This is a genomic window from Lachnospiraceae bacterium (assembly GCA_025758065.1).
Classification (GTDB): Bacteria; Bacillota; Clostridia; order Lachnospirales; family Lachnospiraceae; genus Enterocloster.
The window spans coordinates 2,944,381-2,962,683 of sequence record CP107199.1 but is presented as its reverse complement, the minus strand read 5'-3'; the positions used below and the strand labels follow the sequence as shown (position 1 = coordinate 2,962,683).

The following is an 18,303-nucleotide window of genomic DNA, read 5'->3' as shown; positions in this document are numbered from 1 at the left end:
TTTCTATGCCCTCCGGGAGCATATTTTCCTTAAAAATCGGGTGTGACGGAATGACCCGCACACCCGATAAATAGTCAGTTAACTGTAACTTATTTTAACTTGTCAAGGATTTCCTGTGCGTTTGCGTTAGTAACCTTGATGTAGTCTACAGGGATCTTGGCATCAACTTCTTCGCCGCCGATGAACTTAACAGCTGCATCTGCTGCTGCCTTAGCCTGTGAGAAGTGATCGTTAAATACAGTACCGGTCTGCTTGCCATCGATAACGTTCTGAACTGCCTCGGTCAGAGCATCTACACCTACTAAGTAGATATCCTCATTTACCTTACGTCCAGCTGCTTCGATTGCCTGTAAAGCGCCCAGTGCCATTGCATCGTTGTTGCAGAAGATAACTTCGATCTTGTCGCCATACTGGTTTAAAGCATCCTGTGCGATCTGCTGTGCCTTAGCCTGATCCCAGTCACCACGCTGCTTTAACAGCTCTTCTACTTCTACGCCTGCATCTGTTAATGCCTTAACAGAGAATTCAGTTCTGTACTGAGCATCTACGTTCTCAGGGTCGCCCTGGATCATGATGTAGGAAACTTTTCCGTCACCATTGATATCGCCCTTGGTCTCTGTCTCTAAGATCTCTTCGCCCTGATATGTACCGGACTGTCTTGCATCACAGCCTACATAAGTAGCGTTGATCTTTTCGTCAACCCATCTCTGCTCTTCTGCCTCATCTGGCTCACGGTTGATGAAAACAACAGGGATACCTGCATCTTTACACATATCTGTAATCTCTGGTGCGGAAGAAGCCTGTACCAGGTTCAGGATCAGAACATCATACTTCTGGGTGATGAAGTTATTGATCTGGTTGGTCTGCTCTGCCTGATCGCCCTTACCATCCTGGATAACTACGTTCTCAGCCTTGAATCCAAGATCCTCGGTCAGGTAACGCTGTAATTCCTGTCTGTACAGAGTCATAAAGTTATCATCAAATTTATAAATGCTGATGCCCACTTTCTTATCTGCTACATCTGCTGTTCCAGCTGCCTGTGCTGCAGTCTCTGCTGCTTCCTTAGCTGCCTCTGTAGCTGCTTCGCTTGCTGCTGTAGTTTCCTTAGCTGCTTCAGTAGGAGCTGCTGTTGTAGCGGTACTTCCGCCGCCGCAGGCTGCCAGTGAAAGTGCCATTGCGGATGCCATAGCTGCTGCTGTAACCTTCTTAACTAATCTCATAATTGTAATCCTCCCTATACATATAATTTTGTTTTTTATCGCCTTTTGGTGTATTTTCCTTAACGACAAGCACATTATAAGCCACGGTTGTGCATTTTTCCATATGATTTTTTAAGGAGTATTATGAAATTTCTTTGATTTTACATTATTGCTGAATTTTTTTATTGTTTTTATGTCATTTATTGTCAGTTTCTGTTGCATCTTCCTGGGTTATCCCCTTCTGGCTGCACCAGAAATATTTTCCATTTTCCAATTTTATGCTCTCATCAACAGGAAGCCTCCTGCTTAAAGAGGCTGCGATCTGGAAAATGGCATTTGCATAGCCTTCTTTATCTGCTGCTACCGTTCCAAAAAGTTTTCCTGCCTTTAATGCCTCCATTCCAGACGGCGTAGCATCGATCCCCACTATTTTGATCATACCCGGAAGGATTCCCGCCCGGTCAATAGCATCAATAGCGCCCAGGGCCATATCATCATTATTAGCCACCACCAGTTCGATCTGATCCGGATATTCTGTAAGCCACTGCTCCATCATGGCAGATGCCTGGCTGCGTTCCCAGCTGGCAATACCTCCTGTGATTTTTTCCAAAGGCACTCCACCGTCCTTTAATGTCTGTATGGACCATTCAGTACGGATCAGGGAATCCTGATGATTGCTCTCTCCTTCTAATAGCACATAGCTGACGATCCCATCACCGTTGCGGTCAAGATTTGAGGAATCTTTTTTATAGGCATCTACCAGGATCCTTCCTTCAAAAACAGCAGAATCCTTTGCATCAGCCCCTACATAATAAAGCTTCTCCCACCGGTTCATGTCTTCTTCTACCGGCTCTCTGTTAAAAAAGATCACCGGCACATCCGCTGCCATGGCTTTATCAATAACTACAGAAGCTGCAAAACGGTCTACAATATTGACACATAAGGCATCACAGCCTAACTCCAGCATCCGGTCCACCTGATTATTCTGGGTATTCTGGTTACTTTTTGCGTCTAAAATATCCAGTGTTACCTTGATGCCTTCCTTCCGCTCATATTCTTTAGCCTTTTCTTCAATATAAGAGCGAAGTGTGCTGATAAAAGTATCATCCCCCCTGTAGAGAAGAAGTCCCACACGTATCTCCTTAGATGCCGCTTCTTTTTTCGCTCCGTTTCCTGCTACAATAAACAGACAGATGATCACTATTACAGCGATCATACTAAACAGCATCGCCCCGGTTCCTTTTGTTTTCTTCATTATCATTTCCCCCTATTCCATAGGATAGAGCATTTTCTCATATACACCAGAGGCCAGTTCCTGCTGATCCAGATAAACCAGATCTAACAAAGTCTCCTGCTTCTGCCTGCCTGCATGAATGGCTTCTACTGCTTTTTTTATACTTAAATATCCCTGGCTGAACTGGTCATAGGTCACTAGTCCATCAATAATGCCCTGATCCAGATAATTTAAGATCCCGGTAGTGGAACCAATGCCGTAAAGGGCAGACACATGTTCCCTGTAAACAGAACTTTCATTTAAGATACCCGCTGTCTGGTCTAAGGAGCGCACATCCAGGGCGATCACCTCTACCTTGTCTTTTCCCGGATAAATCGTATTTTCCACCACCTTGCGGAACGTATTTTCTTCTTTTGCCTCATATAGCTCAAAGGGGATCTGTTTATCATTTAAAACAGAGCAGACCCCTTCATAGACATCCTGTACTCCATTGTAAGCCATTCCCTGGGTAAACAGACAGATCTTTTCATCTGAAAGATCCTTTTCAGCCGCCTTTTCCCCCAGGATCCTTCCTGCCTCAAAGTAATCAATGAAAAGTGAATCTGTCACAAACTCGCTGGGAGAAGATGCGCCCACAAATATCACCGGGCATCCCGGTTTTAAGCCTTCCAGATCCATAACTGCTGTTTTTTCCTCTACCGGTTCGATGACCACAGCCCCAGCCCCATCACGAATCTCCCTGGCGGCCAGCTCGATCTGCTGTTCCTGGTCTTTCCGGTCATAAAGAGTGATCAGTCTCACATCACTTCTCAGATCTGTGGCTGCTTTTTCCATTCCTTTTCTGAAATTCTGGTAATAATCGTCTGTGTCTTCACTTAAGATCACAGAAATGGAGTCGATCTGCACAGCACGTTCTTTTATGATCAGATCCGTAGAAGACAGCAGAAACAACAGGACCAGAAAAACAGCACCTATACATAACAGTATTTTTTCTCTCTTAGGCATGTTTCTCCTCCTTTCCCACTGCTTCTTCATAAGCAATTGCAGGAAGATGGATCCGCACAGTAGTTCCCTCATCTGGCTCCGACTCTATAGAAAGCCCGTAGTTTTTGCCAAAATACAAATGGATCCGTTCATTTACGTTCTTTACGCCGATCCCGGAACCTCTTCTGGAAGGAACATGACCGGTATCTGTAAACAGACGCTCTACCTGTTCCTCCGTCATGCCAAGCCCATTGTCCTCCACACTCAGGTAAAGATTCTCTTCCTCTTTCCATGCCCGTATTTTGATCTCACCGTCACCATCCATAAACTCCATGCCATGATAAATGGCGTTTTCCACCATAGGCTGCAGGATCAGCTTTAAACTGGCAAGTCCTAATACCTCTTCCTCTGCCTCTATGGAATAAGAAAATTTATTTTTATAGCGCATATGCTGGATCATCAGATAGTTTCTTACATGCTCCAGTTCATCCCTTACCGGGATAATGCTTTTTCCCTTACTTAAACTGATACGGAAGAAACGCGCCAATGCGGTTACTGCTTTCACTGCTTCTGACTGTTTTTCATTTTCGATCATCCACACAATGATATCCAGGGTATTATAAAGGAAATGGGGATTGATCTGGGACTGTAAAGTATCAAATTCGCTTTTTCGCTTAGATTCATGCTCTGCCACAATGTCATCCATAAGGCGCTTGATCTGCCTTGCCATATTCTGAATGGATTTTCCCAGATGCTGGATCTCGTAAGACCCCCCTGTGTAAACTTCTGTTTCCAAATTTCCCTCCTCGATCTGATTTACAGATTTTTCCAATTCCTTAATAGGGTCTGTGATCCTGGAAGAAATATAGGAATTGATGATAGTCAGGATAAACAGCACCAGCGCAATAATGAACACAATCAAAATACGGGTCTTGATCGCATTTAAGGATACTGTGTCAAGGGGCATGACACCTACGATCCTCCAGCCTGTATATCCCACCGTTTTTACCGACACCATACGGGTCTGTCCCTGCCACTGCTCCTGGTAATTTCCATCTTTTAACACGGCAGTATTACCATTGTTTTCTGCTACAATGCCGGAGCTTATCAGCTGGCCGTCCGGGTGATAGATCAGGTTCCCGTTGCTGTCTGTAAGATACACATAGCCGCCTTTTGCCAGGTTCATACCATCAAATAACTGTTCTAAGCTGTTATAACGCAGATCGATGAGAAGAACACCCTGGTCTGTATAGGGGCCGTCTGTGATCTCCACAGCTCTTGCCACAGATACCACCCAACGGTACTGGCTGTCTCCTGTGTCAAAAATATGCTGTACATGAGGCATGGAAAAATGGAGGTTTTCTGTTTTTTCCAAAGCCGCCATAAACCAGTCCTGGTCTGCCACTCTGGCATTGTTCTTTAATCTTGCTGCGGGAACCGACTCTAACAATTCCCCTTCTTTTGAAAACAGGGCAATATTTTCTACATTGTCCTTGTTATTATCATAAAGGCGCGTGATCTCCCCGTTAATAGAACCGTCAGAAAGATTGGCATTTTTGATCACGCCGTAATACAGGGAATCTGAAAGCTTCATCACCAAACGCAGATAAGAGTCCATTGTCCGGCCTAACTGGTTGATAAGGATGCGGTTTTCCTCCTGAAGTGCAGAGGACATCTGCCCTGACAGCCGTCCGTAAAGAGAAACGCCGATAAAAATACTGGCTGCCAGAGCGGTAATGGTAAAATACATGAATATAATGGAACGGATACTGGCATTTTGAAGCCGGTGTTTTCGTTGTTTCAAAAACATTATTTTGCTCCTCTGAATTTTGTAGGCGAAATACCAAATCGTTTCTTAAATACATAGCTGAAATAATTCTGCTCCTGGTATCCTACCTTTGCCGCGATCACATATGTCTTGTCATCTGTTTTGTTTAAAAGCTCCACTGCTTTATCCAGACGGACTTCCGTAAGATAAGCTACATAAGTCTTTCCTGTTTCTTTCTTAAACATGGTAGAAAAATAAGCCGGGCTCATATGCAGGTGACGGCAGATCTTCTCCACAGACAGCTCCGCATCCTGATAGTTGTCCATAATATACTGCCTGGCTTCCTGGATCACCTGTTTTGTAGTATTATCACGTTCTGTATTCACAGACTGGTTTACTGCAATGGCAGCCTGAAGAAGCCATTTTGCAAAATCTTCCTTTTTCTGGGTACTGGAGATCAGGGCAAAGGCCTCATTTAAGTTGGTCTCCCCCTTGAATATAGTCTCCATGTCCAGATCATACATCTGCACCAGCTGGATCATACAGTTTAATACACTTAACATATAGGTCTGGCACTGACGCTGATGGACTTTTGCATCACTGATCTTATCCGCGATTTTATGTACTGCTTCTTCGATCTTTTCCTGAGGACCAAATTTCACAGCACCTACCAGCTCTGCCTCATCTTTGCTGTCAAACTGCAGCTTTCCCCTGCTTACCGGCTCCACGTCGTTGATATAAATGGTATTTCCAGCCCCTACAATGGCCTTATAACCTAAAGCATTGACTGCATCCTTGTAAGATTCGCAGATCATGCCCAGATCCTGGGTACTGTGTCCAATGCCAATGGTAATAGGAACTGCCAGGATCTTTCTGGTCTCTTTGCAGATATCTCCTAATACAGCAGTCAGTCCGGTCTGGGAATTTTCCTCGTCAATAGCTGCGATCACACCGATCTGTGCATCACTGCTTCCGGTAGAGTTAAAAATAGAAAAACGACAGAAATTTCCCAGCTTTTCTTCCAGGATCTGCATGACAGAAATAGGGATCAGGTCCTGCTCCCTGTGGATAGCCAGTTCGCCTTCCCGCTCCTCCTCCGGCCTGTCAATACCTACGGCTGCTGCCACCCATTTCTGGGCACCGGAAAGGGAGATACCATACTCTTTTAAACGGGTCTGCACAGTTTCATAAGCTATGGGGGCATTTACCAGTTCATTTAAAAACTGTTCCCGGAGGATCGGCAGGCTTTTTATATAATTTTCCCGCAAAAGGTTTACATTTCGCTTCTGTTCGATCTCCTGATCCAGATTTGCCTTTATCTTTTGTAAAATGGCAGTCAGCTCTTCTACGTTTACCGGCTTTAGTATGTATTCTGTAACATTTAATTTAATTGCCTGCTTAGCATATTCAAAATCATCATAACCGGAAAAAATGACGATCTTCATGGACGGGTATTTCTGGCGCACACGTTCTGCCAGTGTCAGTCCGTCCATATAGGGCATACGGATGTCGGTCAGGATCAGATCCGGTTCCAACAGTTCGATCTTTTCTAAGGCATCTTCCCCGTTTTCCGCGTCCCCGGCTACTAAAAAGCCGTTTTCCTCCCATTTGATCTTGCGGATAATACTTTTTCTTACCTCTTCCTCATCATCTACAAGGATAATACGATATAGTTTCATGCTTTCTGTCCCCTTTTATTATCATGGCCAAACTGCAGCCCTTTATTTGATACCGTATAATAGAGCATTGCAGATAGCTGCCGCCACATTGCTGCCGCCTTTTCTGCCTTCTGCCACAATGTATGGTGTATCTTTCAGTGAAAGGATCAGTTCTTTTGACTGGATCACATTAACAAAGCCTACAGGCGCACCAATGATCAGGGCCGGTTTTATTTTTCCCTCCCGGATCAGCTCATAAAGGCGTATAAGCGCCGTAGGGGCATTTCCAATAGCAAAGATACAAGGTCTCTCTCCGCCTCCAAATAATTTTGCCGCCTTATCCATACTTGCCACCGCTCTTGTGCTGCCCTTTTCCTTGGCCTCTGCTGCCACATCTTCATCTGCCATAAAGCACAAGGCTTCTCCCCCATAACTTTCCAGACGCTTTTTGTTCACACCGGACCAGCCCATTTTTGTATCGGTAATGATCACGCCTCCGTTTTTAATGGCTTCCCTTGCTTTTTCTACTGCATGCTCAGAAAATTTCAGATGATCTGCATAGTCAAAATCCGCTGTTGTATGAATAGCCCGCATGATCACCGGTGCCAGTTCCGGTTCCAGTTTCTTTCCCATAGCCTTTAATTCTTCACCGATGATCTCAAAGCTTCTGTGTTCTATATCTGACGGAAGCACCTGTTCTATATGTATTTTTTCTTCCAGTCCCATAATCTCATATATCTTTTCCATATCCAGACTCTCCCGCAATATTTCTGCCAGTTTATCATACTGTTCTTCTTTATATGCCCTGTAATCCAGCTGTCCTGCCATTTCCAGGGTAATGCCCTTTCTGGCTGCAAGGGCAGCTGCTATGGTCTCACAGATACCAGGAGCGTCAAATATACCGTGGACATAGGAACCATAAAGGTTTTTCCTGTTCCAGCCGCAGGGGATGCCTTTAACTTCCCTTACTCCGGTATTCTCTCCTGCATTTAACAGACAGAGCGGCTGTTCCTTTTCCCTGCTCTTTGTACGGCCCATATGGATCTCATAGCCAGTAAGTTTCTTTCCTGAAAGCTCCCTGAAACAGCCGTAAAGTTCCCCGAAACGTCCCTCTGTCTGGGTACGTACTTTTTCTTCTTCAAATTCCGTTTCTACAGGGAAAAGACCCATTCCACGGATCTTTCCTTTGTAGGACGACTCAATGGCAAGTTCGTCCACCAGCCATTCTCCCATCATCTGGAAACCGCCGCAGATTCCCCATACAGGCACCTGCTTTGCCGCCAGTTTTAAGACAGCTGCTTCCAGACCATTCTGACGCATCCACAGAAGATCATCAATGGTATTTTTTGTTCCCGGAAGGATCACCATATCCGGCTGTTTCAGCTCAGAGGGCTTTGAAACATAACGGATGGAAACCTCGTTCATACGCTCAAAAGCATCCATGTCTGTAAAATTGGAAATTTTGGGAAACCGGAGCACTGCAATATCGATGCAGCCCTTCTGTCTGGTATTTCCAAGTTTGGTGCTTAAGCTGTCTTCATCTTCAATATCTACGTTCATATAGGGAACGACACCTGCCACCGGTATCCTGCAAAGATCCTCTAACTGGCGAAGTCCCGGCTCCAGTATCGTCTTATCTCCCCGGAATTTATTGATGATAAGTCCCTTTATGCGCTTGCGCTCTTCAGGCTCCAAAAGCTCTACTGTCCCGTAAAGCTGGGCGAAAACCCCGCCCCGGTCAATATCCCCGGCAAGCAGCACCGGTGCATCTACCATGGCAGCCAGTCCCATGTTTACAATATCATCTGATTTTAAGTTGATCTCTGCCGGACTTCCTGCACCTTCAATCACGATCACATCATATTCTTCGTCCAGGTGTTTGTATGCTTCCATGATCTGGGGGATCAGCTGTTTTTTATAAGCAAAATAATCTTTTGCCCGCATGTTTCCAATAGAAACGCCATTTACGATCACCTGGGAACCTACATCAGTAGTTGGTTTCAGCAAAATGGGGTTCATGTACGCAGAAGGCTTCACTCCCGCCGCTTCTGCCTGGACCACCTGGGCACGGCCCATTTCCAGCCCATCTTCTGTAATAAAAGAATTTAAAGCCATATTCTGGGATTTAAAAGGTGCTGTTTTATAGCCGTCCTGGGCAAAAATGCGGCACAGGCCTGCTGCGATCAGGCTTTTTCCCGCATTGGACATGGTTCCCTGTATCATAATGGATCTTGCCATGGATTTATTCCTCCTTTTCAGGTTTATGTTCTCTCGGAAACTGTACACTGGGAAAGTTTATGCAGAAATTCCCGGTTTTCTTCTTCTGTTTTTACGCAGATGCGGTAGCAGGAAGCATCCAGACCCGGATAATTAGAGCAGCTGCGGATAAGGACCCCCTGTTTTAACATACGGTCATACAACCCAGCTGTCTCTTTCCCGGCATTTTTCTGCTCCTGACCTGTTTTTTTCTCCTGTTCTGTGCTTTTTACAGCTGCTTCTTGCAAAATCCTTTCCTTAAAGAAAATATAATTAGCCTGGGACGGATAAACGATATATCCCAGTTTTTCTAATGCTGCTTCCATTTTATTTCTCTGCTCATGGATCAGTTTTCTGGTTTTCAGCACATATTCTGTCTCTTTTAAAGCTGCAATTCCTGCTTTCTGGGCCAGTCCCGAAACAGACCAGGGCTGTCTTACCTGAGAGATCCTTGTTAAAACCTCCCCGCTGCTGCACAGTGCATATCCTAAGCGCATTCCAGCCATGGCATAGATCTTTGTAAACGCTTTTAATACAAAGACATGCGGAAGCTTCTCTAAAAACGGAATAACACTGTAAGCCTCCGGCTCATCTAAAAACTCTCCAAAACACTCATCCACAACCAGAAATGTATTTGTCCTTTCGCAGGTTTCTGCCAGTTTTAAGACCTGTTCCTTCTTCACAGCAATGCCTGTTGGGTTATTGGGATTGCATAAAAACAAAATGTCCCAGCCCTTTAAGGCTGCTGATACAGGCCGGTCTTTCTCCAGGCAGCTGATTTTAGCAGGATCTGCAGACGCCGGATCAAAACTGTTTTTTTCTATAATCTGACATAATTCATCCACATCCAAGCAATACCCATTTTCCTCTTTCAGATAAAAAAGACTGATATCACAGCCTGCCGCCTTTAAAGCCTGTTCATATTCCAGAAAAGAAGGGGCTAAAAGCAGGGCTTTTTCCGGTTTCAGGGCAAATGTAAGACCAAAGATCAGATCTGCCGCACCATTGCCACAGATGATCCAGTCACAAGATACCTTATGATAGTCAGCTAATGCATTTACCAGATCTGTACACCGGCTGTCCGGATAGACGCAGCACACCTGCTCTTTCATACATCGTGCCAGTTCTTCTTTCACTCCCTGAGGCAGTCCTAAAGGGTTAATGTTAGCGGAATAGTCCATTGAAACCTTGTTACTGTAAATGTCACCGCCGTGCTGGTATTGGGTATGCATGTGGATTCCTTCTTTCAAAAATTAATATCTATATTCCCCTCGTCTCCCGGTCTGACCAGGAAAGAGGATTTTTGAATAATCATTATAGCCTGACTGCTGCCAGGATCACCAGCAGCACTGCCATCAGTATCCCCTCTGCCAAAAACATTAAAAGGGATGCTTTCCATATATCTTCCGGGACGATCTCCCTGTCATTATCTCCGATAAACTGTTTCTTGTGAAGAACCCCAAAGTACCAGGCATCTCCTGCAAGACGCAAATGAAGGGCTCCCGCACAGGCTGCCTCTCCATGAGCAGAATTGGGGCTGTCATGCTTTCTGCGGTCCCTTAAGAATATACGCCAGGCATTTTTCCCGTCTGCCCCGGGAAGCAGATATGCTGCCAGTGTAAGCAGACAGCCGGAAATGCGGGCTGGTATAAAGTTTAATACATCATCCAGCTTTGCAGCTGTCCGGCCAAACAGGATATATTTATCATTCCTGTAGCCGATCATGGAATCCATGGTGTTTACTGCCTTATAAAAGGTACCGCCCAACGGTCCGAAAACTGCCATAAATAAAAATGGAGCGATCACACCATCTGAGGTATTTTCTGCCACAGTTTCCACTGCTGCTCTGGTAATGCCTGCTTTGTCCAGAACTTTGGTATCACGGCCTACGATCATGGAAACAGCCTTTCTTGCCCCTTCTATATCTCCCTTTTTTAGTTCCCTGCATACCTTCATGCTTTCCACACAGAGACTTTTGGCTGCCAGAAGCTGATAACAGAAAAAGCTTTCCAGAAGAAATCTTGCCGTCAGACCCAGATATTTTCCTGTTACCTGAAAAAGCAGCCCCGGCATGATGATCCAGAAAAGGCACATAGTCATGGTAAGAAAAGTTCCTGCAAGCCGTGGCTTTTCAGGAAAAAGTTTACGCAGATCCTTTTCCAGACTGCTTATCATATTCCCCATCAGGCGTATCATATGGGGAAAATTATAGGGATCTCCAAAGATCCAGTCCAGAATACTGCCTGTTAAAAGGGCCAGCCCATGCAGCTGCCATAACTGTATCCATTCCATTGTTATGTTACTATCCTTTCCTATATCAGAGTGGTCAAAATACCTTTTGTCCCCAACATCATTATATCAAACATTACTCTTATAAGCTGTCATGCTTTTCACATTTTCATTTTCTCTACTTTAAACGGGTTCCAAGCCCGCAGCAGACCCGCCATACTTCCTCTGATCTTTCTGCCAGCAGACAGCAGATACGGCCTGTTTCTTCCCTGTACTCCCGCTCAAACGGATCTACAGGAACAATGCCGTAACCAATCTCATCTGTGACCAGAATACGGTGAGGACCGGCAGTGTATATGACCTCTGCCATTTTTTTCCAGTCCGGCAGACCTGTAGGCATTATTTCAAATACGCCTTTTTCCTGCTCATCCGGCAATCCCAGCGTCTCATCTTTTTTTAATATCCGCCGCACCAGCAGGTGAAAATTCCGGCTCCATGCAGAGGCAAGAAACTCTTCCCAGGTGGCTGTTTCTCCATCTGTCCAAGGATCTGTCTTTAAATTTTCCAGATGGTCTTTCTGGATTTCCCCGTCTTTCTCTATTTTTTTATTTTCCTGTATCCTGCTTTCAAAATGTTCTCTTGCAAAAGAAGATTTTCCCTGACATCTTCCTCCAATGACCATGATCATCTGTTTTTTCTCCTTTGACACTCACATCATTTTTATAACATTTTCAATAAAAATGCCACTGCAGTCAGACAGCCCAGTTCCTCTGTCTGCAGGAAAAATCCGGCCAGATCCCCGGTAATACCTCCGAAGTTCTTTTTTGACCATTTATCATACCAGGCAAAAAGCGCTCCCTGAAACACCAGGCATACTCCATAAATTTTTATCCCCTGCATACCCCAGATCCCAAAAGCCGCCACTGCCAGGAGTGCCAATAACAGGATCAGGATCTTTTTATCCAGCTTTTTCTCAGATGCCTGAGAAAATGTGGCTGCCAGCCCGTTGTTTTTCGCTGAAGGGAGCATGATTACAGAAAGGCCGCTGAACACCCGTTCACTGGACAAAAACAATACTGGATAAAATATGGCTTTTCCCTGTGCATTTTTGCAAAACTCATACATGCTCCCTGTATATAATAATAAATATACAGCCGCACAGATCACTGCGAAAGCCCCTAAATGAGGATCTTTTAATATTTCCAGTTTTTTCGTCCTGTCTCCATAGGAATGGACTGCATCCATAGTATCCATAAAGCCATCCATATGGATACCCCCTGTTACAAGAAAGGGAATGGCAGATGCCCACAGAAATCTTATGCCCACAGACAGATCAAACTGTGCTGCAATAACCAGCCAGAGTCCCAAAAGGCATCCCTGCACAGCACCTACCAGCGGAAAAAAGCACATGGCATGGTTCATTTTTTCTTTGGTCCACTCTACCTGGGGCACAGGGATCTTTGAATACATGGATATTGCGATCAGACAGGAATCTAACCATTTCATACAGTTTCTCGTTCCTTTCATTAATGATATACTCCCAAAATCCTTTTGAACTTGATTTTGCAGGAAGATTTTTGGTCAGTTGTGCCAAGGATATCTGAAAGACTTAGTGAGGGCATTTAACTGGTATACCGTATACTACTTCAACCACCTCTGAGGCCATTTTCGCCAGACGGCAGTTCACAAGCCCCAGAAGACGGATATATTCTAACGTCTCTTTTTCATACATTTCCCCGTCAGAGCCCACTTCATTGGTGATCACTGCGAAAAAGCCAGCTGCTTTATCGATTTTTTCGATGTCAGTGCAGATTTTTTCTGCCAGTGCTTCTGTACGTCTGCCAGGTTCTGATCCTTCTCCAAAGGAACTGCCAAACATTTCATTGGCTGTGAGATTAGAAATACATTCCAGTAAAACGGCTTTTTTCTGACCATCAGGACGGAGCATTTCCAACACTTTTTCCCTGCCCACATCCTTTGGGCTCTCAATGGTGATAAATCCTTTTCCCTGACGAAGTTTTTTATGCCGCTCCACTTTTTTTCTGCCTTCTTCCCCAAATACTTCCATGGTGGCAATATAATACCGGGTCATTTCTCCAGCTTCCAGTATTCTTTTTTCTCCATAAGCAGATTTACCGCTGCCGCTGCCGCCGGTAATCAGTATCATAGCTATTCGTTATCCTCGTTTTTATCTTCATGTACTCTCGGAGTCTTTTCTGCACTTGCCTTTGCGGCCGATTTTCCGCCAGTTGCACCCGAATTTCATCAACGTACGCACCGCGTACGCCTCAGAAATTTGGGTACAACTGACAAAAAATCTTCTCGCAAAATCAAGTACAAAAAGATTCCGAGAGTACATCTTCCTCAAAATGGCAATATGGTTTTACCTTTATATCCTGGAAGGTATCCATTTTGCTGTAAACAGTAAGGGCCATATCCAGCATAGGAAAGAACGCAGCTGCCCCTGTTCCTTCCCCCAGACACATTCCAGCCTGAATCGCAGCCTTTAAGCCAAGACAGGATAAAACTGCCTGTCCTGCCGGTTCCGCAGATACGTGGGATGCCAGCAGATAACCGGCTACCTCCGGACATATCTTTACTGCTGCCAGTGCCGCCGCACCGGTAATAAGACCGTCCAGGACTACCGGGATCCGCCAATAGGCACAGCCAAGATAAAAACCTGCCAGTGCTGCCAGATCCAGTCCGCCTACTTTTGATAAAACATCGATCCCATCTGACGGATCCGGTTTGTGGATACGGATTCCTTCTTTAATAACCTCTATTTTCCGTTTAAGACCGGCATTATCCAAGCCTGCGCCTTTGCCTGTTACCGTTTCCGGATCCAGACCTGTAAGTACAGAGATCACAGCACTGGATGTAGTGGTATTTCCAATACCCATTTCTCCTGTTCCTGCCAGATCACAACCCTTTTCATATAAAATCCCGGCTGCTTCGATCCCCACTTCCAATGCTTTCACAGTATCTTCCCTGGTCATGGCTGATTCTTTTAAGAAATCCCTGGTCCCCCAGGCAATCTTACGGTCTAAAATACCGGTCTCTGACATATTAGCGGCGATTCCAACGTCTACAGGAAGGACCTCTGCTCCTGCGCAGGCCGCCATCAGGCAGACGCAGGAACGCCTGGCCGCCATATTTTTGGCAACAGCTGCTGTTACTTCCTGTCCTGTCTGGGTCACGCCTTCTTCTACGATCCCGTTGTCCGCGCACATGATCACAATACACTTTTTATCAAGGGAAAATCCTTCCCGCCTTTTCACACCTGCAATGCGGCATATATCCTCTTCTAACACGCCTAAGCTGTTTAATGGCTTTGCCACACGGTCCCAGTGAGCCTTTGCTGCCGTTACCGCTTCTTTATCTGTGGTAGTTATTCCTTTTAACACAATTTCCAGGGAAACTGTCTGTTTCTGGTTCATTTTAATGCTGCCTCTCTCTTTTCTTTCTGTAGGTATCACATGCCTGGATAAACCGTTTTCCAAAGCCTTCCATGGAAGGATAGTACAGATGCGGAAAACCGGCCATTACCTGATTTTTTATGGTCACACAGGGCCATCCTCGCTTTCCTGTAGGCTTTTGGGCCTGCATCTTCAGTTCATTTTCGTCCTGGGTACTTTCCCAATAATGGAATTCATGGCCTTTGATTCTTTCTCCTGCTTTTAAATACAGGCTGTCACTTTCTGTTTCCACTGTAATATAACCGAAATGGGAATTTTTTCCTTTTTTGAAACCTTTTCCTGAAAATACGCCTGCCATCTCATAACCAGTTCCATTTTCATCTTCCAGCTCTTTTAAAAGATAAAGATAACCGCCACACTCTGCCAGAACAGGCATATCTTCTTCTGCTTTCCGGCGGATCTCATTTCTCATAGTCTTATTTTCTTCAAGAGCCTTTCCATAAAGTTCCGGATAACCGCCTCCAAGGAGAAGGCCATCCAGATCTTCCGGCAGATGCTTGTCATGAACAGGACTGAACCGAAGGATCTCAGCTCCCTGCTTTTCCAAAAATTCCAGATTATCCCGATAGTAGAAGCAGAAAGCTTCATCCCAGGCAATGCCAAGTCGGATATGAGGCTTAGGATATGGGTTTTCTTCAGCTTCACGATCCTGGCCAGGACAACCAGCTGCCACCATCTCAGGCTCCAGAGGCTTTGCACTTTCTCCCAGACTGAATAGTTTATCTACATCCAGCGTCTTTTCCAGGCAATCCCCCAGCTGTCTGATCTGGCCCTGAAGGTTTTCGATCTCCCCAGGAAGCACCAGTCCTAAATGGCGGCTTCCTACCTGCCAGAAATCCAGCTCAGGCACATATCCTGCTACCAGAATACCTGTTTCTTTTTCGATCACTGCTTTTATCCGTGGATACAGCATGGGAGAGATCCGGTTTAAGATAACTGCCTGGATGTGATTTCCATTTTTATCCCCCTGAAAAGACCGGGCCTCTCCTTTAAAGGCCTGAAAACCTTTGATCAGCGCTGCCAGAGAAAGGCTGGCTCCTTTTGCATCCACCACCAGCACTACCGGAAGGTCTAAAATATCTGCCACTTCCCAGGAACTGGCTGCTGTGGTGTCTCCTCCAAGACCATCAAAATATCCCATTACGCCTTCTATTACAGGAAAATGATCTTTTGATATATTCATGAGTTTTTTTCTCATGTCTTCCGGCCTTTCAAAGAAACTGTCCAGGTTTCCTCCTTCAATCCCCAGCACCTTCCGGTGGAACAGCCCGTCAATATAATCCGGTCCGCATTTATAAGAAAATGGATTTTTCTGTTTTCGTTTTAAAAGCTCCAGAATACCACAGGTGACCATAGTCTTTCCGCTGCCGCTTCTTGGAGCTGCGATCATGAATCCAGCCACTCTATTTCCTCCACATCATCTTTTGCCGGGTGCTGCATCACTGCAATATATACCGGATTCTGTGCCATTGGCATATGGTAGCTGCCAAGCTGCTTTACAGGAGATGCCTGGATCTGCAGAAGCTCACCATCTTCAAAACCATATTCCTTCATACATTCAACGATCTCTGATACCGTTTCTAAAGTAATAGCATTGGCCACAATCCGTACTGACGGGTTTAGGTCCAGCAACGTTCCAATGATCTCTTTCATCTTTCCGCTGCTTCCGCCTATAAATGCATGTGTAGGTGCCGGAAGCCCCTCAAAGGCCTCTGGCGCCTCTCCTTCTACAATGTGGATATCTTCCCAGCTGCCATGGAACTTTTGCACATTGGCCCGGATCAATTCCAGAGCTTCCTGTTCCCGTTCAATAGCATACACACTGCCTTCATTGCAGCTTCTGCGGATCTCCAGGCCTATTTCCACAGATACAGATCCTGTTCCTGCACCAATATCATAGCACACACTATGATTACCGATGCACAGCTTCTCTATAGACAGCCGGCGGATGGTTTCCTTAGTCATAGGAACCTTTCCCCGGATAAAATCCTCATCCTTCGGGCGTTTCGTGAGATAAATCCTCATCTCTTCTGCGTGAGGATTTTTCGCAAGAACGCAGGCAAGACTTCCAAAGGGGTGGCTCTCCTCTTCCATCAGCAATTCTGCTGGTGTAGCCTCACAGAGAATACGTTCTGTTTCATATGAGAAATTTTCCCCGGCCCAGATTTTTACATTTCCAAGTCCATTGCTTACCAGTTCCCTGCAAAGAGCAGAAACACTGCCCTTTCCTCCTAATAAGATAAAGCAGTTTTCATAATGACGGATATGGGCAACTACATCGCAGCTGCGGCCATGGCTGCTGATACAGTGGATATTCTGCCAGCTGCGCCCCAGCCTTCCGCAGAAATAAGAAAGACTGGACACTCCCGGGATATATTCTACCTCCCAGCCTTCCTGTAAGAAAGCTTTGGAAGCTGCTTCTGCACCGCTGTAAAAGCCTGTATCCCCGGAAAGGACTAAAACTGCCTCATTCCATTGAAAAGAAGAAAGCCAGTTCACCATTTCACTGGGCTTATAAGCAGCCAGCACTGCTTTTCCTTCTGTATATGGTGCAGCTGCATCTAACATCCTTCTGGCTCCCATTACAGCATCGGCACGGTCTAAACAGTCTAAGACCTCACCGGTCAGCTGGTCTTCTCTTCCCATTCCGATCCCCGCAAGATAAATAATGGGGTTTTTATCTTTATATTCATTCTGAGCCATCTTCCATCCACTCCTTTACCGCTTCCTTTATCTGCTCCAGGGACATTCCCCTATCTTTAGGCCTGTCTATTATAACTGCTGTGGCACCAGCCCTTTTTGCAGCCTGTATCTTTTCTTTAAAGCCGCCGGTATCTCCCCCGTCTTTTGTTACCATGTAAGAACAATGAAATTCCTTTAACTGCACATAATTCATTTCTTCTGAAAACGGGCCCTGCATTGCAATAATATGCCTTCCGCCATATCCCAGCTCCCGGCAGATACGAATGGAAGCTTCCACAGGAAGAACTCTTGTAAAAATGCGTTCTCCATGTTTTGGAAGCTCCTGCCACAAAGCCAGCTCCTTACTTCCTGTAGTAAGAAGGATATTTCCTTCTTTTTCCCAAAGATACCTGACTGCTTCTTCTGTATCTTTCACATGGACAATATTGTTTTTACCGCTTCTATCATTCTCCGTCATGTTTGCACTTTCTTTTCGCAGGCAGCGCAGCAGGCAGATGTGGGGGAATTTTTCACAGGCTTTCCGGATATTGGCTGTGACCACCTGGGCGTAGGGATGTGTTGCATCTATCACAAGATGTGTTCCGTTTTTTTTCAGGAAGGCTTCTATTTCGTCTTCATCCAGACGGCCGCAGTGTACCTTTAAATGCTTTAATGGCATCTCCTCTGTCAAAAGCTCTGCCCCATATTCTGTTGCCACGCAAACAGTACCGGTAATGCCAGGCTGGTCATCCAGCCAGTTAGCCAGTACCCGTCCCTCTGTAGTCCCTGCAAAGAGGATCACATGTTTTCCGGTCAT

General features: G+C 45.4%; 15 protein-coding genes and 1 pseudogene. All 16 read right to left on the bottom strand.

All coding sequences use genetic code 11. From position 1 onward, the window contains the following. Positions 1 to 89 precede the first annotated feature (89 nt). Positions 90 to 1,220 (bottom strand): substrate-binding domain-containing protein, encoded by a 1,131-nt coding sequence (locus OGM16_13735; protein UYJ45852.1) that lies wholly within the window; start codon positions 1,218 to 1,220, stop codon positions 90 to 92. A gap of 175 nt (positions 1,221 to 1,395) precedes the next feature. Then, positions 1,396 to 2,454: a galactose ABC transporter substrate-binding protein gene (locus OGM16_13730; GenBank protein UYJ45851.1), complete on the bottom strand. Its 1,059-nt coding sequence runs from the start codon at positions 2,452 to 2,454 to the stop codon at positions 1,396 to 1,398. A 12-nt stretch (positions 2,455 to 2,466) separates the two neighbouring features. Continuing rightward, a complete protein-coding gene (locus tag OGM16_13725) occupies positions 2,467 to 3,438 on the bottom strand; it encodes a substrate-binding domain-containing protein (protein UYJ45850.1) in 972 nt (323 codons plus the stop codon). Further along, positions 3,431 to 5,227 (bottom strand): sensor histidine kinase, encoded by a 1,797-nt coding sequence (locus tag OGM16_13720; protein UYJ45849.1) that lies wholly within the window; start codon positions 5,225 to 5,227, stop codon positions 3,431 to 3,433. Before OGM16_13720 ends, OGM16_13725 begins: the two co-directional genes overlap by 8 nt. Further along, positions 5,227 to 6,864, bottom strand: coding sequence for a response regulator (locus OGM16_13715; GenBank protein ID UYJ45848.1), 1,638 nt, complete (start codon positions 6,862 to 6,864; stop codon positions 5,227 to 5,229). Before OGM16_13715 ends, OGM16_13720 begins: the two co-directional genes overlap by 1 nt. Positions 6,865 to 6,906: 42 nt before the next feature. Further along, complete coding sequence (locus tag OGM16_13710; GenBank protein UYJ48471.1) at positions 6,907 to 7,476, bottom strand: precorrin-8X methylmutase; 570 nt, start codon at positions 7,474 to 7,476, stop codon at positions 6,907 to 6,909. An 84-nt stretch (positions 7,477 to 7,560) separates the two neighbouring features. Then, positions 7,561 to 9,081, bottom strand: a pseudogene (locus OGM16_13705) (cobyric acid synthase). Positions 9,082 to 9,104: 23 nt separating this feature from the next. Further along, positions 9,105 to 10,331: an aminotransferase class I/II-fold pyridoxal phosphate-dependent enzyme gene (locus tag OGM16_13700; GenBank protein ID UYJ45847.1), complete on the bottom strand. Its 1,227-nt coding sequence runs from the start codon at positions 10,329 to 10,331 to the stop codon at positions 9,105 to 9,107. Between the two features lie 82 nt (positions 10,332 to 10,413). Beyond that, a complete protein-coding gene (gene cbiB / locus OGM16_13695) occupies positions 10,414 to 11,397 on the bottom strand; it encodes an adenosylcobinamide-phosphate synthase CbiB (protein UYJ48470.1) in 984 nt (327 codons plus the stop codon). 109 nt (positions 11,398 to 11,506) lie between these two features. Beyond that, positions 11,507 to 12,016, bottom strand: coding sequence for a bifunctional adenosylcobinamide kinase/adenosylcobinamide-phosphate guanylyltransferase (locus tag OGM16_13690; GenBank protein ID UYJ45846.1), 510 nt, complete (start codon positions 12,014 to 12,016; stop codon positions 11,507 to 11,509). Between the two features lie 32 nt (positions 12,017 to 12,048). Then, on the bottom strand, positions 12,049 to 12,834 hold the full coding sequence (locus OGM16_13685; GenBank protein ID UYJ45845.1) for an adenosylcobinamide-GDP ribazoletransferase: 786 nt from the start codon (positions 12,832 to 12,834) through the stop codon (positions 12,049 to 12,051). 103 nt (positions 12,835 to 12,937) lie between these two features. Then, a complete protein-coding gene (locus OGM16_13680) occupies positions 12,938 to 13,495 on the bottom strand; it encodes a bifunctional adenosylcobinamide kinase/adenosylcobinamide-phosphate guanylyltransferase (GenBank protein UYJ45844.1) in 558 nt (185 codons plus the stop codon). Positions 13,496 to 13,658: 163 nt separating this feature from the next. After that, positions 13,659 to 14,765, bottom strand: coding sequence for a nicotinate-nucleotide--dimethylbenzimidazole phosphoribosyltransferase (gene cobT / locus OGM16_13675; protein UYJ45843.1), 1,107 nt, complete (start codon positions 14,763 to 14,765; stop codon positions 13,659 to 13,661). Between the two features lies 1 nt (position 14,766). Next, complete coding sequence (locus OGM16_13670; protein ID UYJ45842.1) at positions 14,767 to 16,206, bottom strand: cobyrinate a,c-diamide synthase; 1,440 nt, start codon at positions 16,204 to 16,206, stop codon at positions 14,767 to 14,769. Then, positions 16,191 to 17,507, bottom strand: a complete 1,317-nt coding sequence (gene cbiE / locus OGM16_13665) for a precorrin-6y C5,15-methyltransferase (decarboxylating) subunit CbiE (GenBank protein ID UYJ45841.1) — start codon at positions 17,505 to 17,507, stop codon at positions 16,191 to 16,193. Before cbiE ends, OGM16_13670 begins: the two co-directional genes overlap by 16 nt. Further along, positions 17,494 to 18,303, bottom strand: a complete 810-nt coding sequence (gene cobK, locus OGM16_13660) for a precorrin-6A reductase (GenBank protein UYJ45840.1) — start codon at positions 18,301 to 18,303, stop codon at positions 17,494 to 17,496. Before cobK ends, cbiE begins: the two co-directional genes overlap by 14 nt.